Here is a 23,018-nt window from a genome sequence, read left to right as displayed (position 1 = left end):
GGCCGACCGCAGGTGCGACCATGAGACGGATCACGATCCTGGCGGTCGTCGGCCTGCTGGTGGTCGCACCGGTAGTCCCCGGCACCGCGTCGAGCGTCGTCACGGGAAACCCGGAGTTGAGTTACAGCGTCGCCGACGACACGTTCGGGCCGAACGAGGAGGCCAGGCTCACCGTCGTCGCCACCAACGACGGGAACATCGAGGACGGCGGCGTCGGCCGCTTCGAGGACCAGGTTCAGACCGCACGGAGCGTCCAGATGGACGTGCAAGAGGGACGGATAAACGCGCCGATCGAGGTGAAGTCGGGGACGGTGACGGCCGGGAGCATCGGGCCGGGCGGCGCCGCCGAGTTCGGCTTCGACCTGGAGATCGGTGACGCCGAACCGGGGAGCTACACCGTCCCGGTCGAGGTCACCTACCGCCACGCCCGGGCGGTGATCTACGAGGGGCCGACGTCGGCCCCGAGCGAGACCGAGTACGTCTGGCTCGACAAGGAGCGGACGGTCGACCTGACGATCCGGATCGAGGAGACGTCCACGTTCGACATCGTCTCGGAGGGATCGAACGAGCTGTTCGCCGGCGACACCGGCTCGATGGCGTTCACGATCGAAAACACCGGGAGCCAGACGGCACGGAACGCGACGATCCGACTCTTTTCCCGGGCCTCGGGGCTCTACTTCGGGAGTCCCGCCGCTCCGTCGGCGGAGAACGGAGTGTTCGTCGAGAGCCTGGCGCCGGGCGAGACCGAGCGCGTGTCGGTTCAGGTGGGCGCGACCGACGACCTCTCGCCGGGGAACTACCCGGTCGACGCCGTCGTCGCCTACCGTGACGAGAGCGACATCGGGCGTGAGTCGGATACGCTGACCGCCGGGGTGCGGGTCCGTCCCGAGCGCACCTTCTCGATGGAGGGGCTGAAGACGCGGAACTTCCGGGTCGACGAGTCCGAGGCACGGATCTCGGGACGGATCGTCAACACGGGTCCCGCCGTCGCGCGGAACGTGGTCGTCAGGATGAGCGGTCAGGGTATCGTGGCGCCGACGAACGGCGAGACGGCGGTCGGGACGCTCGACCCCGGCGAGTCCGCGCCGGTGAACTTCACGGCGGCCATCCCCAGCGAAGCCGAACCCGGCTCGAACTCCTTTGCCTTCGAGGTGGAGTACGAGAACGCCGACGGCGACGTGCGGACGGCCGCGAACCCGCTCCGCAAGACGCTGGCCATCGGCGCCGAGCGCGACCGGTTCGAGGTGACGGACGTCGAGACGTCGGTGACCCCAGGCGGGACGGCACGCCTCAGCGCGGACGTGCGCTACGTCGGTGACGACCCCATCTCGGCGGTCAACGCCAAACTGTTCACGAGCGACCCGCTCTCGTCGTCCGACGACGGGGCCTACCTCGGGACGATGCAGCCGGGCGACACCACCACGGCCACGTTCCGGATCAGCGCGACGAGCGACGCCCTCCCCAAGCAGTACGCCGCGTCGATCGAGGTCCGGTACGACGAATCGGACGGCGACACCGAGTTCACGGACGGCATAGCCATCGGCGTCGGCGTCGAGGAACCGTCCGGCGGCCCGCCGGTCGTCCCCATCGCCCTGGGCGTGGTCCTGCTGCTCGTGATCGGCGGCGGCGTGTGGTACCGCCGACGATGAACGGAACGTCGACGGTCGCGACCGCGAGCACCGAAGGCCGTCGACGGTCGGAGGTGGACTGAGATGGACGCGCTGCGATCGGTGTTCCGCACGATCGGTCACGAGATTCAGGCCCATCCGGTCGCCACGCTCCTGATCGCGGCCGTGTTGCTGTTCGCCGCGCTCGGCGGTGCGGCACAGATCACGAGCGTCACCGGGGATCAGGCGTTCACCGGCGACAACCCCACCCTGGAGACGTACAACGACGCGTTCGACCGGGGCTCGATCTCGGTGTTGCTCCGGGGTGAGACGACCGATCCGGCGACGCTCAGAGCAGTCGCCAGGTTCGACGACCGGATGTCGAGCGTGGCGGACGTCGCCTACGTCACCAGTCCGGCGGACCCCGTCAGGGAGAAGTACGGGCGCATCCCCGACTCGCAGGCGAAGATCGAACGCGTCCTCGGCTCCCCCGACGTCACGTTCGTGCGGGTGGTGTTCGAACCCGGCCTCACACAGCCCGAGGAGCGCCCCATCTACACGGAGGCGCTGGCCGCCGAGGAGTGGGCGCGCTTCCCCGCCGGCGTCGACGTGATCATCACCGGTTCCGCGGCCTTCTCGGCCCAACTATCGGAGCTCATCGGCCAGAGCACGAACCAGTTGCTCGGCCTGGCGGTGGGGCTGATGATCGTCGCCCTCTTTTTCCTCTTCCGGGGCGTGCGGTTGCGGCTTCTCCCCATCGTCGCGGTGTTCACGGGCGTGCTCTACACGTTCGGCGCCATCGGGTACGCGGGCATCCCCAACTCGACGCTGACGAGTTCCGTGTTCCCCATCCTGATCGGCCTCGGCATCGACTACTCCGTGCAGTTCCACGAACGCTACGAGGAGGAGTTGGAGTCGGCACCGCCACGCGAGGCGCTACCGCAAGCGCTGTCAGGTATCGGCCCGCCGGTGTTCGTCGCGATGCTCGCCGCCGCCCTCGGGTTCGGGGCGACCTGGATCTCGACGGTCGGAACGCCCGCGTTCGTCTGGTTCGCCCAGACCTCGATGTTCGGGGTCCTGCTCACGTTCCTCGCGGGCATCCTGGTCCTGCTCCCGATCCTGACGCTGTACGCGCGGTTCCGCCGGCGCGGCGTCGGCGAACTCGATCACCACGACTTCGACGGCGACGGCGACGGCGACGGCGACGGGCCGGAGGGGGGAACGACCGACCCGACCGACTCCGACCGGGTCGGTGCCTTCGGCCGGATGCTCGGGCGGACCTCCCGGACGCTCGCGGCCAACCCGGGTATCGTCCTCCTCGTCGCGCTGCTGTTGATGGGCGCCGGCTTCCAGGCCGGCCAGGGGCTCGACACCCTCGCCGATACCGAGGAGTTCGTCCCGCAGGACCTGCCGGCGTACGTCGACCTCCAGCAGTTTCGCTCCCAGACCGGCGGGGGGTCCGCCGTGCAGTACGACGTGCTCGTCACGGGGGGCGAACTCACCCATCCGGAGGTGTTACACTGGATGCAACGCTTCGAGCGGGTGGCCGTTGGCGCGCCACTGATCGAGGGTATCGACTCGCCGGCGACGCTCGTCGCGGAGCACAACGGGGGGGAGATCCCCGAGACGCAGGCGGGCGTCGAGCGGGTCCTGTCGACGGTGCCCGAACGCGAGCGGGCCCAGTATTACAACGACGGCGTAGCCCACATCACGGTCATCGGTGCCCAGGACATGTCGACCGACCAGACGCTCTCGTTCATCTCGAACGTCCAGGACGCGATCCGGTTCAGCAACCCGCCGCCGGGCGTCGATGCGACCCTCACGGGGACGGCGGCGATCACGCCGCCGTCGGTCGTCGAGCAGATCGAGAGCCGGAACGTGACGACGGGGCTCGGGGTCCTGTTCGTCTTCGGCCTCCTGCTGGCGTACTACCGGAACCTCGTGAAAGCGGTCGCCCCGCTGGTGCCGATGCTCTTCGTCATCGGGTGGCAGAACCTCTACATGGCGGCGCTGGACATCCCCGTCTCGCCGCTGGGTGCCTCCCTCGGCGCCATGACCGTCGGGATCGGCGCCGAGTACACCATCATCGTGATGGAGCGGTACTACGAGGAGAAAACGCAGGTGGGCGTGAGCAAACTCGACGCCGTCGAGACGGCCGCCACCCGCGTCGGCAAGGCCATCTCCGTCTCGGGGATGACCACCGTGTTCGGGTTCTCGGCGCTGACGCTGTCGCCGTTCCCCATCCTCGCCGACTTCGGCTACCTGACCGTCGGCGTCATCTTCCTGACGCTCGTGGCCGCGCTGGCGACGCTCCCGCCGACGCTGATCGTCCTCGACGGCCTCGCGGAGCGGCTCTCGCCCCTGCTGGGCGGCCGCGGGACCGATCCCGAGCCACAGGGGAACGCCTAACTGGGCGGGTGTCGAACCGACACCTATGCCTACCGCACCCGCGGATTCGGAGTACGGAACGACGCTGGTCCCGACGGTCACGCCCTTCTCGGACGGCTCGGTCGATGCCGAGGCGGTGGCGGATCTCTCGGAGTTCGTCCTGTCGAACGGGGCCGACGGCCTCATCCCCTGTGGGACGACCGGCGAGTTCGCCAGCCTCTCGCTCGACGAGTACGAGACGGTCGTCTCCGCGAGTGTCGACGCCGCCGACGGCGCGCCGGTCCTCCCCGGTGCCGGTCACACCAGCGTCGCCGGCACGCTCGAACGGATCGACATCGCGGCCGACTGCGGTGCCGACGCCGTCCTCGTCGTCCTGCCGTACTTCCACGGCGAGAACGGTGCGGGCGGCAACGAACGGTTCGTCCGCGCGGTCCTCGCGGAGACGGAACTGCCCCTGATTCTCTACAACATTCCCTCCTGTGTCGGCCAGACGATCGACGCCGATCTGATCGAGGCGGTCGCGGACCACCCGGACCTCGCGGGGATGAAAGACACCAGCGGCGACCTGACACACCTTCTGGAGATCGTCCGCCGGACGGGCGAGGACTTCCACCTGTTCCAGGGCTGGGACAGCCAGCTCGTTCCCGCCATCTCGATGGGCGCCACCGGCGGGATCAACGCGGTGACGAACTACTTCCCCGGCATGATGGCGGAGACGATCGACGCGGCGGCGAACGACCTCGACCGTGCGCGCGACCTCCAGTTGGACCACATCGCGCCCCTGTTCAACGCCTCCCTCGAGTTCGGCTTCGCGCCGACGACGAAGACGATCCTGGTCGAACGGGGCGTCATCGACGACGACGCGGTGCGACCGCCGCTGGTCGAACTGGACGACGACCAGAAGGCGGCGGTGCGTGACGTCCTCGATGCCACCCGCGGCGTCGCCGCCGAGTAGAGCCGCGAGGCTTATCCTTCCACCCGCCGAACGTGGCGTGTGAGCCAGACGACGATCCGGATCGACCCACACGTCCACTCGTCGGCCTCCTACGACGGCCACGACCCCGTCGAGTTGCTACTGGAGCAGGCGGCCGAAATCGGCCTGGATGGGATCGTCGTCACCGATCACGACGTGATCCACGAGTCGGTCCGGGCGGCCGAACTCGCCCCGGAGTACGGCCTGTTCGGTATCCCCGGCGTGGAGGTGTCGACGTCGGTGGGCCACCTGCTGGCCATCGGCGTCTCGGAGATGCCGCCCCGACGCGCACCGCTCGACGAGACGATCGACTGGGTCCGGGACCACGGTGGCGTAGCCGTCGTTCCCCACCCGTTCCAGCGCTCGCGACACGGGATCCCGCGGCGCCACCTCGTCGACTGTGACGCGATCGAGGTGTTCAACTCGTGGCTGTTCACCGGCTTCCGGAACCGACGGGCGCGGCGGTTCGCGACGGAGAACGGTTACCCGGCGCTCGCCGCCAGCGACGCCCACTCGGTGCCCCACGTGGGCCGGGCGTACACGGAACTCGTCATCGAGGGCGTCGACCGCGCGGACCTCGACGGGGAGTCGGTCCTGAAGGCGGTCCGCGAGGGGTCGATGCGGATGCGCGGCCGCCGACAGCCGATCCCGGCCTCGGCACACCACTACGCGGTGGGCACGGCGCGAAAGAGCGGCTACTACGCGAAGGTCGGCGCGCTCAGAGGGCGGGCGGCGGCCAAGGCGAGCGCGATCCGCGGCGTCCAGCTGTTGTCCGAACTTCCCGGTCGCTGACCGGTCGGCCGACGTTTTTTGTAGTGGTGAGCCAACACCCACCCATGGCGAACAGAACCCGCGCCCTCCTGTCACGGATCGCACGGTCGTACGTGCTGTTCGTGGCCGTGGGCGTCGTCGTGGGACTCGCGCTGGCCCCCGTCGCGTGGAACGCCACGTCCTCGGAGGGGACGGTCGCGGTCGTCCCGGTCGCGGGCACCATCGACGGATCGACCTCCGCGTCGGTCACGGCGATGCTTCAGCAGGCCCGGAACGACCCCGACGTGAAGGCAGTCGTGTTGCTCGTAAACAGCGGGGGTGGTGGCGCCGCCGCGAGCGAGGAGTTGTACCTGCAGACCAAGCGAACGGCCGCGGAGATGCCGCTCGTGACCAGCGTCGACGCCGCGGCGGCCTCGGGCGCGTACTACACCATCGCGCCGAGCGACCGCATCTACACCAAGCCGGCCTCGACCGTCGGGAGCGTGGGGGTGTTGGCGACGGCACCACAGCCGCTCGAACCGACGGACCTCGTCGCCACCACGGGGCCGAACAAGCTGACCGGCGGCGACGAGCGCGAGTTCAACTACATCCTGGAATCCCTGGGTAATGCCTTCATCGGCGCCGTGTTCGAACAGCGCGGCGACCGGCTGGAGCTGACCCGCACCGAGGTCGAACAGGCCCGCATCTACAGCGGCACTCAGGCGGTCCGCAACGGCCTCGCCGACTCCATCGGCGGGCGGCAGGCGGCGGTCGAACACGCGGCCGACGAAGCCGGGCTCGACAACTACGACGTGCGTGTCATGCGACCGGACGGCACCGCGCGGTTCCTCTCGCGGTCGAACTACCTCGCGTCGACCGCGCCGGACAAGGAGATGGTCTCGGCGGAGTACCTCTACGGCGAGGACCCCGGCGGCCCCGTCTTCCTGATGGTGCCCGCGACGTATCTCGACACGGCGAACGACGACGCGGACTCGCCGGCCCCGCGGACGAACGGCACGGAGCGGGACGTCGACAACCGGACAAGGCCGGCCGCCGCGGCGGCTCCGGGAGGGACCCATGTGGTTGCGTGAGGTGGGCAAGCGGCTGGCCGTACTGCTCCTGACGGTGGCCGTCGTGGTGGCCGTCGCCAGCGTCGGGCCGACGCTCCTCTCGTCCGACGACGGCGGCGACGAGACGCTCCAGAACCCCGAGTACGCGCCCGAAAGCGTCGCGCCCGACCCGCTCCCCGCGACGGGGACCATCGACGTGTCGGGGGCCGACCCCACGACGAACGGGACGGTCCTCATCGATCGGGGACACGCCAACCGGTTCTCCCGGGCGGACATCGAACCGCTCGTGGACGCGCTGATCCGACAGGGGTTCACCGTCGAGTTCTACAGCGACGGTGACCTGGCGAGCCGTCTCGAGGACGCCGACGTCTTCCTCGTGATCGATCCGGGGTCGGAGTACCTCCCGGGTGACGTCGACGACGTGCGGCAGTTCACGGGCAACGGCGGGCATTTGGTGATGGTCGGCGAACCGGACCGGACCGCGATCAGCAGCAGTCTCCTCGGCACCTCGATCCAGAACCAGGAGAGCCGCCTCACGACGCTCGCCTCCGCGTACGGGATGAGCGTCGACACGCAGTACCTCTACAACCAGGAACACGCCGACGGCACGTTCAAACACATCGTCGCCCGGCCGACGGGAGGGGGCGGAGTGGACGGCGTCGAGCGGGTGACGATGTACACGGCGGCGTCGGTCACCACCCAGCGGGGAACGGTCCTCCTGCGGAGCGCCCCGAACACCCACAAGTCCGGGAGCGACGAGGTGACCGGCGAGTATCCGGTCGCGGTGCGCACGGAGAACACGGTGTTGCTCGGCGACAAGACCTTCCTGCGCGGGGATCGGTTCAACGTCGCCGACAACGAGGCGTTCATCGCCTACCTCGTGGAGTTCATGCTCGACGGCGATCACCAACCGGCAGGCGGGACTGAAGGAGACACCGGGCGAACGCCGACGGCGACGCCGACAGCCACGCCGACCGAGACGCCGGCGTCGACCCCCACGCCGACGGCGACGCCGACACCCACGCCGAGCGACGGGGACTGATACGGATTATTGTAACTGTTCACCGGTGGTTCACCGGACGCTGGGCGAACCACCGGTAATGACTTACAATAACCGTATGACCGGTCGCGCGGTCAGCAACGTTATCCCGACGGGCCGCCAGGGACGTGTATGAGCGATCCCACCGCGACGCTGCGGACGACACACGGGGACATCACGGTCGAACTGTTCGCCGATCGGGCGCCGCGAACCGTCGAGAACTTCGTCGGCCTGGCGGAAGGCACCGACGATCCGGACGCGCCGATCGAAGCCGGGACGGGCGCCTGGGAGGACCCCGAGACGGGCGAGAAGCGAACCGATCCGCTCTACAGCGACGTTCCCTTCCATCGGATCATCTCCGGGTTCATGCTCCAGTGTGGCGATCCGACCGGCACCGGCCGCGGGGGTCCCGGCTACACGTTCGACGACGAGTTCCACGACGAACTCCGTCACGACGGCCCGGGTGTCCTCTCGATGGCGAACCGTGGCCCCGACACCAACGGCTCGCAGTTCTTCATCACGCTGGACGCCCAACCGCACCTGGACGGCGACCACGCCGTCTTCGGCGAGGTCGTCGACGGGATGGACGTCGTCGAGGAGATCGGGGCCGTGCGGACGGATCCGAACGACCAGCCGACCGAAGACGTGCGCCTGACGTCCGTGGATGTGGAGCACTGAGCGGGCAGGGACGACGGCGAGCGATCGACCGGTCGAGCCGAGGCGCCGGAGGGCGGGCCCGTGAGCCCGACGGTCGAGACGTCGCGCGACGCCTTCCACGCGGCGGCCGCGGGGGCGACGGCGGGGACGCGCGTGCCCGTCGAGGTGACCCTCGATGTCGATCCCTTCATGGCCTACCGCCGGGCACGCGGGGAGGCGCCCTCGGTGTTCTTCGAGACCGGCGGCGGACAGCCGGGATGGGGATACTTCGGCGTCGATCCCGACGTCGTCCACGAGGTCGGCGACGACGGGGCGCTGGCGGCGATCACGGACCTGGTCGCGTCGGAGTCGCTGGCGCGTGGGGACTGTGCGGTGCCGTACCCCGGCGGCTTCTTCGGGTGGCTCTCCTACGACGTCGCCCGAGAGATCGAGGATCTGCCGGCGACGACCGTCGACGACCGGGGGCTGCCACGCCTCCAGCTCGCCCGGTACACCTGCCTCGCGGCGTGGCGGGCGGGCGAGTCGACGCTGCGGCTCGTCGCGACGCCGCGGGTCGACGACGACCCCGACGCCGCCTACGAGGCGGGGGTGGACCGCGCGCTCGACCTCGCGGCGGCGGCGCGGACGGGCGACCCGTCGGTGGCCCCGCCGCCGACCACGGGACCGGTCACGTTCGAGAGCTCCTGCGAGCGGGGGGCGTACGGCGACCGGGTGCGGCGGGTCAAGGAGTACATCCGCGACGGCGACACCTTCCAGGCGAACGTCTCCCACCGGCTGACCGCGCCGGCGGCGGTCCACCCGGTCGAGGCCTTCGCCGCGGTCAGGGAGGTGAACCCGGCGCCGTACTCGGGACTGATCGAGTTCCCGGGCGTCGACCTGGTGAGCGCGAGCCCGGAACTCCTGTTGGATCGGGCGGGCGACCGCCTGGAGACCGAACCCATCGCCGGCACGCGGCCGCGCGGCGAGGACGCGGCGGCGGACCGCCGCCTGCAGGCCGACCTCCGGAACGACGAGAAAGAGCGGGCGGAACACGCGATGTTGGTCGACCTCGAACGCAACGACCTGGGGAAGGTGAGCGAGTACGGATCGGTCACGGTCGACGAGTACCGCCGGATCGACCGCTACTCCGAGGTGTTCCACCTGGTCTCGACGGTGTCGGGGCGACTCCGTGACGACTGTGACCTGGGTGACGCCATCGGCGCGGCGTTCCCCGGCGGGACGATCACGGGCGCGCCCAAACCGCGGACGATGGAGATCATCGACGAGGTGGAACGGCACCGCCGCGGCCCGTACACGGGGAGTATGGCGGCGGTGGGGTTCGACGGCCGGGCGACGCTGAACATCATCATCCGGACGCTGGTCCGGCACGGCGACGAGTACCACCTGCGGGTCGGCGGCGGCGTCGTCCACGACTCGGTGCCCGACCGCGAGTACGACGAGACGCTGGCGAAAGCGCGGGCGCTGATCACCGCCGTCGACACCGCCATCGGTGACGACGCCGAGATGGACGTGGAGGTGGGTGCCCGGTGACGCGGGTCCTGGTCGTCGACAACTACGACTCCTTCGCGTACAACCTGGTCCAGTACGTCGGCGAGGCGGCCGACGAGGTGATCGTCCGCCGGAACGACGCGGTCGACCTCGCGGGGATCCAGGCGATCGACCCGGACGCCGTCGTCGTTTCGCCCGGGCCGGGAACGCCGGCGGAGGCGGGCGTGTCGATGCCGATCTTCGCCGACCTGGAGTACCCCACGCTCGGCGTCTGTCTTGGCCACCAGGCGCTGTGTGCGGTCCACGGCGCCGAGGTCCGCCACGCCCCGGCGGTGGTCCACGGCAAGCGCTCGACCGTCCACCACGACGGCAGAGGGGTGTTCGCCGGCCTCCCCGACCGGATCGAGGTGGGGCGGTACCACTCGCTCTCGGTCGACACCGGAGACGTCCCGTCGGCCCTGGAGCCGACGGCCCACACCGACGACGAGGACGGCGTCGTGATGGGCGTCCGCCATCGGTCGAAACCCCACGTCGGCGTTCAGTTCCACCCGGAGAGCATCCTGACCGACGACGGCAAGCAACTCGTCCGCAACTTCCTGGATCGATGCAGTACCACGTGAACGGTCGGCTGGTGCCCGCGACGGAGGCGACGGTTCGGGTCGACGACCGCGGGTTCCGCTACGGCGACGCCGGCTTCGAGACCTGCCGGGCCTACGGCGGAACGGTCTTCGAGTGGGCGGCCCACCGCGACCGTCTCGTCGACACCTGCGAGACCCTCGGGATGGGCGGGGCCGTCCCGGAGGACCTCCGGGAGCGCGTCGCGGCGACGCTCGACGCGAACGAGCTCGCGGACGCCTACGTTCGGGTTTCGGTAACGCGGGGGGTCCAGACCGGGAAGCTCACCCCCGATTCCGAGGTGGATCCGACGGTGGTCGTGGTCGTCAAACCGCTCCCCCGGGGCGGCGTCGACGGGGAACCGGTGTGGGACGGTCCGGCCACGGTGCGGACGGTCGAACGCCGGCGGATCCCGGAGGCGTCGATGCCCGCGGCCGCCAAGACCCACAACTACCTCGACGGGATACTGGCCCGACTGGAGCTACGGGGGACCGACGCCGACGAGGCCCTCGTCCGCGACGTCGACGGGTTCGTCGCCGAGGGGGCGACGAGCAACGTCTTCTTCGTCGACGACGGTGTCCTACGGACGCCGTCCCTGTCCGGACCGATCCTGCCCGGGGTGACTCGGCGTGTCGTCCTCGACCTGGCGGCGGATCTGGACGTCCCCGTCGAGACGGGACGGTACGGCGTCGACGCGGTGAGGGACGCCGACGAGGCGTTCCTGACGAACACGACGTGGGAGGTCCGACCCGTAGCGACCGTCGACGGGCGGGCCGTCGGCGGCGGCCCGGTGACCGACCGCCTCGCGACGGCGTTCGACCGCCGGGTCGAACGCGACCACTACCCGGCTGAGTGAACCGACGTCGCTCCCGCGGCATAAGTGACAATTTCGTTATTATTGTCTGACGATGGTTTATGATCGGCGGGCTCCGTATCGGAACCATGGACGTGGACCCCATGAACGCGGGCCGAACCGAGGCGGACGGAACGCTCGACGCCGACGAGGCGGAGGCGACGGCGACGGTCGTCGACGCGGACGAGTCGGGGAGCGAGTCGGTGGACGCCGACGAGGCGGCGGACGACACCGCCGACGCGGAGCCGCTGACGATCACGTTGCCCGACGGGAGCGAGAGCGTCTCGGAGGCGATCCTCTCGCACCGGCGGATGTTGACGAACCCGTCCGAGCACGGACTGGTGGCGGCCGCGGAGGGCGAGGAGATCCTCGACGCGGTCGAGGCGCTGTCGTCGGACGTTCCCGAGGACCTCGACGAGGAGCTGACGACGCTCGAACGGTCGGTCGAGGGGATGGTCGACCGGATGGACCGCCAGGAGCGACGGATCGAGGAGCTCCAGGACACCGTCGAGTCGCTGGCGGAGATCCTCGGTGCGTCGGTCGAGTTCGAGGAGCAGGCGTAGGGTATCGAAAGCCACTTGCGGCGGTGCGGGGAACGGGGATCCGGGCGAGGGTGGCCGAGCCGGGCCAAAGGCGGCGGGCTTAAGACCCGCTCTCGAAGGAGTTCGGGGGTTCGAATCCCCTCCCTCGCACTGCCGCTCCGAACGAACGTGAGGAGCGTGCCGTGCGTCCAGGGGATTCGAATCAGGGAGTGAAACGACCGTGGTTCGAATCCCCTCTCACTGTCTTCGACCGAACGTGAGGAGCGTGCCGTGCGTCCAGGGGATTCGAATCAGGGAGTGAAACGACCGTGGTTCGAATCCCCTCCCTCACACGGAAAGGGTGACGTGGTTCGGCGTCGAGGTGGCAGTAGCTCCGTGGCGTCGTACGAAAGCGAAAAGCGACGTACGGGGAAAGAGGGGTCCGTACGATCGCTTGCCGCCCTGAATTGGTCCCCGCTGACGCTTCGGCCCTCCAGACGAAGCGTCACCTGAACCAAACGGGGGGAGAAACTTAAGCGTGCCGCCGGCGGCAGGGCGGGCGGGGAGCCGAAAGCGCCCGCCGGGGCGACACGGGGGACTTTTTGCCGCTCACGCCCTCCCTCGGGACATGACCGAGGCATCCCGGGCGACGCGGGCGTTTCGCGACCACGCGGACTTCGACCGCGTCGACGATGGGCGGTTCGAGGCGACGACGACACCCTTCGACGCGGTGGTGGAGGCACGCGAGGTCGACGGGCGGATCGAGTACGACCTGACGGTCCGGGCGCCGTCGCTCTCGGCGGCCGTCGAGGAGGACGTGGCGGCGGTCGTCGAGGAGGGGTGGCTGGAGACGTTCGAGTTGCGGGTGGCCGACGCCGACGGCGTCGTTCGGGGGGAGCACGACTTCGACCCGACGGTGCGGCTGACCGAGGAGGCGGTGATCGTCGAGCTGACGTTCACCGACATCGACGAGCGACGGGGTGTCGACGACGCCGCCGCGGTCGTCAACTACGTCGAGGGCACCTACGTCCAAGGGATCATCCCGGGATACGAGTATACGGGTACGGCGGCGCAACTGATCGACCGGGCGCGGGGACAGTAGAAGCGACAGGGCAAAGCCGGTCGAGACCCCACGTCCGCCATGGCGACGCTTCTGGATTTCGCCCTGATGGGCGCCGTCTTCGTGGGTAACACCCTCGTCGCGGCGGTCATGACCCGCTTTTTCCGCATCCAACTTCGCACCCGGTGGGGGCCGGTCGTGTACACGGCCCTGCTGGTGCCGGTCACACTCGTGATCACGACCATCGTCGCGTTCAGCCTCGGCGTCGGCGTCGATCTCGGGAGCGCGGGGGCCGTGATCGGCCTGATGGTCGGCCTCCCGACGATCCTCGGTGCGACCATCGACGTGCTGTACGTGCCCGCGCCCGACGAGTACGAACTGCCCGACACGACAGGCTAGTCGACCAGCCGGTCGACGGCGGCCGTCACGTCGTCCAGGACGGCCGCCTGCGGCCGGTCGGCATCGATGCGGACGAACCGCTCGGGGTCCGCGTCGAGCAGTCGCTCGTAGCCGTCGCGGACCTTTCGGAGGTGGGCGACCCGTTCGAACTTGTTCGTCCGGCCGCTGCGCTCGGCGGCCGTCTCGGGGTCGACGTCGAGGTAGAGCGTCGCGTCCGGCCGACGGGAGACGGGGTCGTGGATCGAGCGCACGTACGCGAAGGGGTCGGGGATCGACGAGTCGGCGAGCGTCGCCGCCTGGTAGGCCACCCGCGAATCCGAGTAGCGATCGGAGACGACGAGCGAGCCGTCGGCGAGCGCGGGGCGGATCACCCGGTCGAGGTGGTCGGCGTGGTCGGCCATATAGAGGAAGAGTTCGGCCAGCGGATCGGCGTCGTCGTCGTCGATGGAGCGGGCGACGGCCTCCCCGTACCAGGAGTCGGTCGGTTCGCGCGTGAACACGGCCTCGGGGTGACGGTCGCGGAGCGCCCGCCAGGCCGTCGTCTTGCCGCTCCCGTCGAGTCCCTCCAGCGTGATGAGCATACCCGTGCTACCGGAGCGAGGGTGGTTAACGGTCGGGGTCCGTCGCGGCGTCCGTCGCCCATCGTATTCCGTCGTTGATATGACCGAAGATCGCGGCGCGGTGGCGATGTGCGCCGTGCGAACGGTTCACAGCGCGTTAGCTTTAGGTCGATTCGCGGATATGTATCGGCTATGAAGATTCTTGTAACCGGCGGGACCGGGTTCGTGGGCCGACACCTGTGTCGCGAGTTGAAATCGCGGGGCCACTCAGTGACGGCGCTCGCGCGACGGCCGAGCGAGGGCGAGTTGCCCGGCGGCGTCGAGAAGGCGATGGGGGACGTCACCGCGTACGATTCGCTGGTCGAACCCATGGAGGGGATGGACGCGGTCGTCAATCTGGTCGCGCTCTCGCCGCTGTTCAAGCCCTCCGGGGGCGACGAGATGCACGACCGCGTCCACCGCCAGGGGACCGAGAACGTCGTGCGCGCGGCCGAGGAGACGGGCGTCGAGAAGATCCTACAGATGAGCGCGCTCGGCGCGGACCCGAACGGCGCGACGGCGTACATCCGTGCCAAGGGCGCCGCGGAGGAGATCGTCAAGTCGTCGTCGCTGCGCTACGTCATCTTCCGGCCGTCGGTGATCTTCGGTGACGGCGGTGAGTTCGTCCCCTTCACGAAGAAGCTCGCCCCGCCGTATTTCACCCCCCTGCCGGGCGGCGGGAAGACGCGTTTCCAGCCCGTCTGGATCGGTGACCTCGCGCCCATCCTCGCGGACGGGCTCGAGGACGAAGCCTACGACGGCGGCATCTACGAGATCGGCGGTCCGGAGCGACTCACGCTCGCCGAGGTCGCGCGGACTGTCCACGGGAGCGAAGGCCGATCCGCGACGGTGATCCCCGTCCCGATGGGCCTGGCCAAGATCGGCCTGTCGGTGCTCGGATCGCTCCCCGGCGCGCCGATGGGCGCCGACCAGTACCGCTCGCTCCAGTTCGACAACACGACCGATCACAACGACGTGGAGGCGTTCGACGTGAGCGAGAGCGGCCTGCGGACCCTCGGGGACTACCTCGCGGATCGCTGACGGACGGCAGACGCACGTCGGACGGCGGCCGGTCGCCGAGGACACCGCCGCTGTCTGGCGATCCGACGCGTCGAACCGTCGGGTGACGGACCGCTCGCCCACAAGGTTTATGTCCGCAATACACCTGCGTTATTCCCAATGAAGAGGGGTCTGAAACGATGAAACTGGCCATGATCGGTTTCGGGCAGGCCGGCGGCAAGATCGTCGATAAGTTCCTCGAGTACGATCAGCGGACGGGGAGCGAGATCGTCCGGGCGGCGGTCGCGGTCAACACGGCCAAGGCCGACCTGATGGGGCTCGAACACATTCCCCAGGACCAGCGCGTGCTCATCGGCCAGTCCCGCGTGAAGGGACACGGCGTGGGCGCGGACAACGAACTCGGCGCGGAGATCGCCGAGGAGGACATCGGCGAGGTACAGGGGGCCATCGACGGCATCCCGGTCCACGAGGTCGACGCCTTTCTCGTCGTCGCCGGTCTCGGGGGCGGCACCGGGAGTGGTGGCGCGCCGGTCCTCGCGAAACACCTCAAGCGCATCTACACGGAACCCGTCTACGGTCTCGGTATCCTCCCCGGGAGCGACGAAGGGGGGATCTACACGCTCAACGCCGCCCGCTCCTTCCAGACGCTCGTCAACGAGGTCGACAACCTGCTCGTGTTCGACAACGACGCCTGGCGGAAGACGGGCGAGTCCGTCCAGAGCGGCTACGACGAGATCAACGACGAGATCGTCCGCCGGTTCGGCATCCTGTTCGGCGCGGGCGAGGTCAAGCAAGGCCAGGAGGTCGCGGAGTCCGTCGTCGACAGTTCCGAGATCATCAACACCCTCTCGGGCGGCGGCGTCTCGACCGTCGGCTACGCCTCGGAGACGGTCGAGCGCAAGGGGAACTCGGGCGGACTCCTCTCGAAACTCACCGGCAACGACGAATCGATCGAGGACCAACTCGACTCGGCGAACACAACCAACCGCATCACGAGCCTCGTCCGCAAGGCGGCGCTCGGCCGCCTGACCCTCCCCTGTGAGATCGACGGGACGGAGCGTGCCCTCCTCGTGATGGCCGGGCCATCGGCGTACCTCAACCGGAAAGGCATCGAACGCGGGCGGAAGTGGCTCGAAGAGCAGACCGGGAGTATGGAGGTCCGCGGCGGCGACTACCCCGTCAACGACAGCGACTTCGTCGCCTCGGCCATCCTGCTGTCCGGGGTCACGAACGTCCCCCGCATCAAGGAGCTCCAGCAGGTCGCCATCGAGGCACAGGACAACATCAGCGAAATCCGCGAAGAGAGCGAAGCCAATCTCCAGAATCTAGTCGAAGATGACGAGGACGAACTCGAATCGCTCTTCTAGGGTCGTCCTCGCCACACTCGTCGTTCTGCTCGCCGCGACCGTTCCGGCGGCGGCAGTGTCCGTCACTGGCGAGGACGTCCCCGAGGAGGCACAGGTCGGTACGCAGGTCTCGGCGACCGTCACGCTCGACGAACTGTACCAGAACCCCGAGAGCGAACGGTGGCAGCTGTCGGGGTCGACCGAACTGACCGACGTCTCGTGGACGGTCGTGTTCTACGATCAGACCGGCTCGCAGGTCGACCTCGTCGAACCCACCGGCCAGTCGTTCGCCGGGGTCGACATCGCCGCGGAGACCGGTACGGCCGAAGTCGAGGTGCGTGTCACCGGCACGGTCCCCGAGGTGGCTTCGTACAGCTACGACCCGGCCCAGGAGTTCCAGCTGATGGAGGTGACCCGCGGCCAGCAGGGCGGCGCCAGCAACACGGTCGATAGCTGGACGACTCATCACTACACCGAGCGGAGCGCCGCGGCCCGGGAGGCCATCGACGAGGCGGGGGGCGCCATCGAAACGGCGCGGTCGAACGGCGCCACCCCCTCGGACGCCCAGGCCAACTACGAGGACGCCGTCGCCGCCTACGAGGACGGCAGCTTCGACGTGGCGACCAACCTCGCCAACCGGGCGACAGAGCAGGCGAACCAGGCCCAGCAGTCCCGGCAGACTCGGCAGTTGATCATCTACGCCGTCGCGGGACTGCTCGTCCTCGGTCTGCTGGTCGGGGGCGTCGTCTACTGGCGCTCCCAGCAGGGTCCCGAGGACCCGCTCGGCTGAATGCGGTTTCTCGTTCCGTTCGAGGCGACCCGGCCCAAGACGCGACTGGACCCGGTGCTCGACGCCGACGAACGGGCGGCCTTCGCGCGGGCGATGCTCCGCGACGTCCTCGACGCGCTCCGCACCGCCGGCCACGACCCGACGGTCGTCGCGACGCGGGCGCTCGACGAGGGCGACGTCCCGGTCGCGGTCGACGAGCGTCCGCTCTCGGCGGCGGTGAACGCCCGACTCGGCGAGAGCCTGCCGGTCGGGGTCCTCGTCGCCGACCTCGGTCTGGTGACGCCGGCGGCGGTGAGGTCGCTGGTCGACGCGGGCCGCGACGCCGACGTGGCCGTGGCTCCCGGGCGCGGCGGCGGAACGAACGGGCTCGTCGTCTCCCACCCCGACTTCCGGGTCGACTTCCACGGCGTCTCCGTGCGCGATCACCTGACCGCCGCGCGGGACGTGGGCGCCACGACCCGGGTCGTCGACTCGATGCGGCTGGCGACGGACGTCGACGAACCGGCGGACCTGGTGGAGGTGTTGCTCCACGGCGACGGCGAGGCGGCGGCGTGGCTCCGGGCGGCGGGGTTCACGCTCGACGCGGGCGACGGACGGGTCGGGATCGACCGAACGGCCTGACGGCCGATCAGGACTGCTTCCAGTCGGGCTCCGAGCGGGGCGGCGAGAGGACGCCGATACCGACCGCGGGTTCGTCGCCCCGGTTTTCGGCGCCGTGGAGTTCGTCGCTGGTGAAGAGATACGAGTCGCCCGGGCGGAGCGTCACCTCCTCGTCCTCGGTGATGGCCGTGAGTGTCCCCCGAATCATGTAGCCGATCTGTTCGTTGTCGTGTCGATGCACGGGAAGCGTCGCGCCCGGTTCGACCCGCCAGTGTTTCATCGACGCGCGCTCCCCCGACGCGAGGTCCGCGAGGTACACGCCGTCGGCGACCTCGTCGCCGTCGGCCGTCTCGTCGCTGATGCGCCTCATTGATTCCTATCACGGGGATATGATCGGTTAGTAATAAAGGTTCCTGAGGAACTTTTATATGAATACGGTCGTACCGTGCGGGTATGCCAGGCGACGACACGATCAGAGTGTTCCACCTCCCGTTCTCGTTCATGCTGCCACAGCGCGTCGCGGCCGACCGCGGCTACTTCGCCGAGGAAGGACTGGACGTCGAGTTGATCGAACGGGACCGGACCTGCGTGACGAACAAGTATATCCCGGCCGAGGAGACGCTGACCGGCGACAACGACGTCGACCTCTACCCCATCTGTAAGTGGGAGAGCCTCAAGCGGACCTGGGAGTTCGACGACGGACGAATCGTCGCCAAAGGGACCTTCGCCGACCAGCCCTACGCCGTGTTCGTGCGCCCCGACTCCGACATCGAAGCGCCCGCCGACCTGGCGAACACGCCCGTCGGCGTCAATCGCCGGACGGGGCAGGAGTACACCGCGATCCGGGCGCTCGAGGAACACATGGACGAGGACGAGGTGGTGATCGAGGGCCACGGGATGCCGACCGACCGCCTGCGCGCGCTCCGCGACGGCGACGTCGAGGCCGTCACCCTGCTCGATCCCCACATTACCCTCGCCGAACACCTCGGCTTCGAGAAGGTCCTGGAGTTCGAGAACCACATGGGCGTCGTCGGCGCAGACGGCCTGGAAGGCGAGACCCTCGACGCCTTCATGGCCGCCTACCGGCGGGCGGTCGAGACCATCAACGCCGACCCGTCGGCCTACCGCGACCGGTACCTCGACATGCTCTGGAAGGACAGCGAGGTGGCCCCGGACCTCTTCGAGGACGTGGATACCGAGGCCGTCCGCGAGTCGATCGAGGTGCCGGAGTACGAGGTGCCGGAACTCGCCGACCGCGAGGATCTGGACTACCACCTGTCGTGGATGAAGCAACGGCAGTTGATCGACGACGACGCCGACATCGACGCCATCGTCTCCCCGGTACGGTGAGCCGCCGTCACATCGACGTCCAGCGGGCGGCGTTCGACGAACACGGCGACGACCCCGGGGACCTGCCGACGATGCGTGCCCGGTTCGAACACAACGGCAGCCCTCGGTATCTCCTCTATACCATCAAGCGGTTCGGCCTCGACCGTGACTACGGCTTCCACCTCGACGTCGAACTCGTCTCGGACGACCTCGAAAGCGGGATGGAGACGATCCGGGAGCGGTTGGACGGGGGCGGGACCGACCTGGTCGACACCGACTTCATCTCGGTGGCACGGGAGCGGGCGGCGGGCGCGAACGTCGTCGCCGTCCACCCCTACGGCCGGACCGTGGGCGGCCTGGTCGCCCCCGAGGACACCGACCTCGGGGGGATCGAGGACCTGTCGGGCCACCGGATCGGCGTCACCCGGCGGCTGGACAAGAACTGGATCCTGACGCGGGCGGCCTGCCGCGAGTTCCACGGCTTCGACCCCGACGAGACGACCACGCTCGTCGAGGCCGGATCGCGGGACGGGCTGACGCGGATGATCCGCGAGGGCGAGGTCGACGCCGGGTTCCAGTTCTGGCCGCTCGTGCCCGAACTCACCCGCACGGGACCGTACACCGAGGTCCAGTCCGTGTCGGCCCTAGTCCAGCGGCTCTCCGGAACCGAGCGGAAACTCCCGGTCGCGACCTTCGTCACCGGCGAGTCGTACCTGGACGAACGGCGGGAGACGGTACGGGCGTTCGCCGCGGCCTCCCGCGACGCCGTCGACCGCCTCGTCGCGGACGACGGCCTCTGGGTCGAGATCGGCGACCGACTGATGGCCGACGACGATCCCGCGGTCGTCCGGGCGGTCCGCGACGGCTGGCGGGGGATGGTCGTCCGCGACTGGGACGAAGGGACCGTCGAGGGGATGTGCCGGCTGTTCGATCACCTGGAGGCCGTCGCGGGATCCGAGGCGCTCGGCGTCGAGGCGATCCCCGCGGGTACCTTCGAGCCCGACCCCTGAGACGGATTATCGTAACTGTGTAGGTGGGTCGCCAGGACGGTCCGGCGACCCACCGGTACGGACGTACAATAGACGGTGTGGGTCCGCCCCGGGCCGTCGGTAGAACTCATAAACCTTTCCGAGGAAATTTTATCAGGATACGGTCGTACTTGCGGGTATGCCGATCCACCAGACGCGCGTGCCACGCCGCCGTGAACCGACACGTCCCGGCGTCGGACGTCCCGACGACGAGTCGCCACGGACCGCACCGCCCGCGGGTCGACGATGACCCGGAGCCACGTCGACACACAGCAGGCCGCCCTCGACGAGTACCACGACGACCCCGGGGATCTGCCGACGATGCGCGCCCGGTTCGAACACAACGGCAGTCCGCGCTACCTGCTGTATACGATCAAGCGGTTCGGCTTCGACCGCGACCACGGCTTCCACCTCGACGTCGAACTCGTCTCCGACGCCTTGGAGGACGGCATCGAGACGGTCGAGGCCCAGCTACAGGAGGGGCACGCCGACCTCATCGACATCGACTACATCTCGATCGCCCGGGAGCGGGCGGCGGGCGCCGACATCGTCGCCTTCCACCCCTACGGCCGGACCGTGGGGGGGCTGGTCGCCCCCGAGGACTCCGACATCGAGGGGCTGACGGACCTGTCGGGCCACCGGATCGGCGTCGTTCGTCGCCTCGACAAGAACTGGATCCTGACGCGGGCGGCCTGCCGCGAGTTCCACGACTTCGACCCGGACGAGACGGCTACGCCCGTCGAGGCCGGCTCGAAGGTCGAACTGACGCGGATGATCCGCGAGGGCGAGGTCGACGCCGGGTTCCAGTTCTGGCAGATCGTCCCGGAGATCACCGAAACGGGACCGTTCGAGAACGTCCTGCCCGTCTCGGAGCTGGTCCAGCGCCTCTCGGAGACGGAGAACAAACTTCCCATCGCCGCCTTCCTCACGAGCGGTGACTACCTCGACGAGCAACGCGGGACCGTACGGGCGTTCGCGGACGCCTACCGGGACGCGGTCGACAAACTCGTCGAGGACGACGAGATCTGGGAGGAGATCAGCACGAAGCTGATGACCTACGACGACCCCGACGTGATGCGTGCGGTGCGTGACGGCTGGCGCGACATGGTCGTCCGCGACTGGGACGAGGAGAGCGTCGAGGGGATGTATCGGCTGTTCGACCACCTCAAGGCCGTCGCGGGTGCGGACGCGCTCGGCGTCGAGGAGATCCCCGAAGGAACCTTCGAGACCGATCCATGACCGAGACAGTCACCTTCCAGCTGAACTGGGAACCGAACGGCTTTCAGGCACCGTACTTCCTCGCGCGCCGTGAGGGCTTCTTCGCGGACGAGGGGCTCGACGTGGAGTTCGTCGAGGGGCACGGCTCGCCGTTCGCCGCCGAACAGACCGCCAAGGGGCGGAGCGATCTGGGCCTCGCCGGCGGGAGCGCCGTCCTCTCGGTGCGAAGCCAGGGGCTCGATCCGCTAGCTGTCGCCGCCGTGAGCCAGAAGACTCCCGCGACGATATACAGCCTCCGGGACACCTTCGGCGAACCCTTCACCGAACCCGAACAGCTCCGGGGACGGACGGTCGCGCCCTCGGCGACGAAAACCCGCATCCTGACGCTCCAGTTGCTCGAGGACCGGGGGATCCGGGACGACGTCGGGGTCCACGACGTCCAGAAACACACCCACCACCGCGTCGAACACCAGCTGCTCGACGGCGACGTCGACGCCGCGGTGGGCGTGGTCACCAACGGCAAGGAACTCGAACGCGAGTACGACCGGACGGCCGACGAACTCCTCATCGGCGACTACCTCGACGTCTACGGCATGACGGTCGTCGCCAACCCCGAGTTCGCCGAGTCGAACCCCGAGACGGTGCGGTCGTTCCTCCGGGCGACCGCGCGGGGCTGGGAGGCGGCGACGAACGACCCCGAACGGGCCGTCGAGGCCCTGATCGATCGGAACGCACAGCTAGAGCACAACCGCGAGGTCGAGCACATGAAGTTCCTGGCCTCCGCCGAGGATCTGCAGTTCACTGAGTTCGTCCGCGAGGCGGGCTGGGGACACTTCGACGAACGGCGCTGGGAGAACCTGGCCGAGATGCTGGCAGAGACCGACCTGCTCGAATCGTCGGTCGACCCCGCGGCGGCGTGGACGAACGAGTTCGTCGACGACGCGGACCCGGTGATCGCCGACTACGCCGAGCGGATCGGTCGGTGAGGGGCGATCAGGCACCGAGACGCCAGAGGGCGCGGTACACCGTCCACGGGTCGCGGTCGACCCGGTCGGCCACCCCCGTCACCGCGTCGAGATACCGCCAGTAGTCCGCGGGCGCGAACGAGGGCGGCGGGGAGTCCGGGAGTTCCCGCACGTCGTAGAGCGCTTCCCACTCCCGGTCGCCGACGGCGACGTACGCCTCCGGATGGAGGAACGCGAGGAACGCCGAGGCGACGGCGACGTCGACACCGGTTAACGACGTCAACCGATCCAGCTTTCGCTCGCGGTCAGCCGCCGCGGCCGCGTCGGTGATGGCCTCGACCATCGCCTCGTAGTCGTTGTCGAGGAATCGCTCCTCGGCGGCCCGCCGGTCGGCGTCGGGGATGGCGCGGCGCCGGTAGTACCACTGGACGACCCATTCGGCGTCGCGCCGCCCGAAATCGCCGTCCGCCAACGTCGCCGGCAGGGTCTCGACGTGTTCGCGCTCGACCAGGTTGAACGGTTCCTCCCGCTCGTAGGCCGCCGTCAGGTCGTCGACCGTCGCCGCGGTGAGGGCGTCGTCGGCGTCAGCGGCGTCGTGGTCGCTCATACGGTATCGTACGCCTCCGAACGGGTGAACGTTTCCGTTTGCCAAGATATCCGCGCGTGCCGACGCGAACCGCCGCTTGAGCGGCGTTTGCACGGT

24 protein-coding genes and 1 tRNA gene are annotated in these 23,018 nt (G+C 69.1%); 22 read left to right on the top strand and 3 right to left on the bottom strand.

The window, feature by feature from the left end:
• Window positions 1–20: 20 nt before the first annotated feature.
• The 14 genes from EI982_RS15545 to EI982_RS15480 all read left to right on the top strand — a co-directional run bounded on the left by EI982_RS15545 (window position 21) and on the right by EI982_RS15480 (window position 13,420).
• Entirely contained in the window at window positions 21–1,649 is a 1,629-nt protein-coding gene (locus EI982_RS15545) for a COG1361 S-layer family protein (RefSeq protein ID WP_157690553.1), read from the top strand.
• 63 nt (window positions 1,650–1,712) lie between these two features.
• Window positions 1,713–4,016, top strand: a complete 2,304-nt coding sequence (locus EI982_RS15540; RefSeq protein WP_157690552.1) for an efflux RND transporter permease subunit — start codon at window positions 1,713–1,715, stop codon at window positions 4,014–4,016.
• A 25-nt stretch (window positions 4,017–4,041) separates the two neighbouring features.
• Window positions 4,042–4,950 (top strand): dihydrodipicolinate synthase family protein, encoded by a 909-nt coding sequence (locus tag EI982_RS15535; protein ID WP_157690551.1) that lies wholly within the window; start codon window positions 4,042–4,044, stop codon window positions 4,948–4,950.
• Window positions 4,951–4,989: 39 nt separating this feature from the next.
• A complete protein-coding gene (locus EI982_RS15530) occupies window positions 4,990–5,760 on the top strand; it encodes a CehA/McbA family metallohydrolase (RefSeq protein WP_157690550.1) in 771 nt (256 codons plus the stop codon).
• 44 nt (window positions 5,761–5,804) lie between these two features.
• Window positions 5,805–6,809 (top strand): S49 family peptidase, encoded by a 1,005-nt coding sequence (locus EI982_RS15525; RefSeq protein WP_157690549.1) that lies wholly within the window; start codon window positions 5,805–5,807, stop codon window positions 6,807–6,809.
• A complete protein-coding gene (locus EI982_RS15520) occupies window positions 6,796–7,830 on the top strand; it encodes a DUF4350 domain-containing protein (protein ID WP_157690548.1) in 1,035 nt (344 codons plus the stop codon). Before EI982_RS15525 ends, EI982_RS15520 begins: the two co-directional genes overlap by 14 nt.
• 129 nt (window positions 7,831–7,959) lie before the next feature.
• Window positions 7,960–8,505, top strand: a complete 546-nt coding sequence (locus tag EI982_RS15515) for a peptidylprolyl isomerase (RefSeq protein ID WP_157690547.1) — start codon at window positions 7,960–7,962, stop codon at window positions 8,503–8,505.
• Window positions 8,506–8,565: 60 nt separating this feature from the next.
• A complete protein-coding gene (pabB, locus tag EI982_RS15510; RefSeq protein WP_157690546.1) occupies window positions 8,566–10,014 on the top strand; it encodes an aminodeoxychorismate synthase, component I in 1,449 nt (482 codons plus the stop codon).
• Complete coding sequence (locus tag EI982_RS15505) at window positions 10,011–10,592, top strand: anthranilate synthase component II (RefSeq protein ID WP_157690545.1); 582 nt, start codon at window positions 10,011–10,013, stop codon at window positions 10,590–10,592. The genes pabB and EI982_RS15505 overlap by 4 nt, the downstream gene beginning before the upstream one ends.
• Window positions 10,577–11,443, top strand: a complete 867-nt coding sequence (locus EI982_RS15500; protein ID WP_157690544.1) for an aminotransferase class IV — start codon at window positions 10,577–10,579, stop codon at window positions 11,441–11,443. Before EI982_RS15505 ends, EI982_RS15500 begins: the two co-directional genes overlap by 16 nt.
• A gap of 86 nt (window positions 11,444–11,529) precedes the next feature.
• Complete coding sequence (locus EI982_RS15495; RefSeq protein ID WP_157690543.1) at window positions 11,530–12,003, top strand: hypothetical protein; 474 nt, start codon at window positions 11,530–11,532, stop codon at window positions 12,001–12,003.
• Window positions 12,004–12,047: 44 nt separating this feature from the next.
• A tRNA-Leu gene (locus EI982_RS15490) sits at window positions 12,048–12,132 on the top strand.
• Window positions 12,133–12,589: 457 nt separating this feature from the next.
• A complete protein-coding gene (locus tag EI982_RS15485; protein ID WP_157690542.1) occupies window positions 12,590–13,063 on the top strand; it encodes a DUF5813 family protein in 474 nt (157 codons plus the stop codon).
• A 39-nt stretch (window positions 13,064–13,102) separates the two neighbouring features.
• Entirely contained in the window at window positions 13,103–13,420 is a 318-nt protein-coding gene (locus EI982_RS15480) for a DUF7991 family protein (protein ID WP_157690541.1), read from the top strand.
• Here the strand turns inward: EI982_RS15480 and tmk are convergent.
• Window positions 13,417–14,001, bottom strand: a complete 585-nt coding sequence (gene tmk / locus EI982_RS15475; RefSeq protein ID WP_157690540.1) for a dTMP kinase — start codon at window positions 13,999–14,001, stop codon at window positions 13,417–13,419. The genes EI982_RS15480 and tmk overlap by 4 nt on opposite strands.
• A 171-nt stretch (window positions 14,002–14,172) precedes the next feature.
• Here tmk and EI982_RS15470 point away from each other — a divergent pair, with 171 nt between their 5' ends.
• From EI982_RS15470 to cofC, 4 genes are all read left to right on the top strand, one after another.
• A complete protein-coding gene (locus EI982_RS15470; RefSeq protein WP_157690539.1) occupies window positions 14,173–15,060 on the top strand; it encodes a complex I NDUFA9 subunit family protein in 888 nt (295 codons plus the stop codon).
• A gap of 158 nt (window positions 15,061–15,218) precedes the next feature.
• A complete protein-coding gene (locus tag EI982_RS15465; RefSeq protein WP_199243663.1) occupies window positions 15,219–16,406 on the top strand; it encodes a tubulin/FtsZ family protein in 1,188 nt (395 codons plus the stop codon).
• A complete protein-coding gene (locus tag EI982_RS15460) occupies window positions 16,375–17,175 on the top strand; it encodes a hypothetical protein (RefSeq protein WP_157690538.1) in 801 nt (266 codons plus the stop codon). Before EI982_RS15465 ends, EI982_RS15460 begins: the two co-directional genes overlap by 32 nt.
• On the top strand, window positions 17,176–17,796 hold the full coding sequence (gene cofC, locus EI982_RS15455; RefSeq protein WP_157690537.1) for a 2-phospho-L-lactate guanylyltransferase: 621 nt from the start codon (window positions 17,176–17,178) through the stop codon (window positions 17,794–17,796).
• Between the two features lie 7 nt (window positions 17,797–17,803).
• On the opposite strand, the gene EI982_RS15450 is transcribed toward cofC, so the two are convergent.
• A complete protein-coding gene (locus EI982_RS15450) occupies window positions 17,804–18,145 on the bottom strand; it encodes a cupin domain-containing protein (protein ID WP_157690536.1) in 342 nt (113 codons plus the stop codon).
• Between the two features lie 83 nt (window positions 18,146–18,228).
• Here EI982_RS15450 and EI982_RS15445 point away from each other — a divergent pair, with 83 nt between their 5' ends.
• From EI982_RS15445 to EI982_RS15430, 4 genes are all read left to right on the top strand, one after another.
• Window positions 18,229–19,125 carry an ABC transporter substrate-binding protein gene (locus EI982_RS15445; RefSeq protein WP_157690535.1) on the top strand — a complete coding sequence of 299 codons (897 nt, stop codon included), beginning with the start codon at window positions 18,229–18,231 and terminating at the stop codon, window positions 19,123–19,125.
• Window positions 19,122–20,114 carry an ABC transporter substrate-binding protein gene (locus EI982_RS15440; RefSeq protein ID WP_199243662.1) on the top strand — a complete coding sequence of 331 codons (993 nt, stop codon included), beginning with the start codon at window positions 19,122–19,124 and terminating at the stop codon, window positions 20,112–20,114. The genes EI982_RS15445 and EI982_RS15440 overlap by 4 nt, the downstream gene beginning before the upstream one ends.
• A 264-nt stretch (window positions 20,115–20,378) precedes the next feature.
• Complete coding sequence (locus EI982_RS15435) at window positions 20,379–21,371, top strand: ABC transporter substrate-binding protein (RefSeq protein WP_157690534.1); 993 nt, start codon at window positions 20,379–20,381, stop codon at window positions 21,369–21,371.
• Entirely contained in the window at window positions 21,368–22,336 is a 969-nt protein-coding gene (locus EI982_RS15430) for an ABC transporter substrate-binding protein (protein ID WP_157690533.1), read from the top strand. The genes EI982_RS15435 and EI982_RS15430 overlap by 4 nt, the downstream gene beginning before the upstream one ends.
• Window positions 22,337–22,343: 7 nt before the next feature.
• On the opposite strand, the gene EI982_RS15425 is transcribed toward EI982_RS15430, so the two are convergent.
• Window positions 22,344–22,922, bottom strand: a complete 579-nt coding sequence (locus EI982_RS15425; RefSeq protein WP_199243661.1) for a hypothetical protein — start codon at window positions 22,920–22,922, stop codon at window positions 22,344–22,346.
• Between the last annotated feature and the right edge of the window lie 96 nt (window positions 22,923–23,018).

The organism is Haloplanus salinarum (assembly GCF_009762275.1).
Lineage (GTDB): Archaea > Halobacteriota > Halobacteria > Halobacteriales > Haloferacaceae > Haloplanus > Haloplanus salinarum.
The sequence above is the reverse complement of the archived record's forward strand: the minus strand, read 5'-3'. Positions and strand labels throughout refer to the sequence as shown.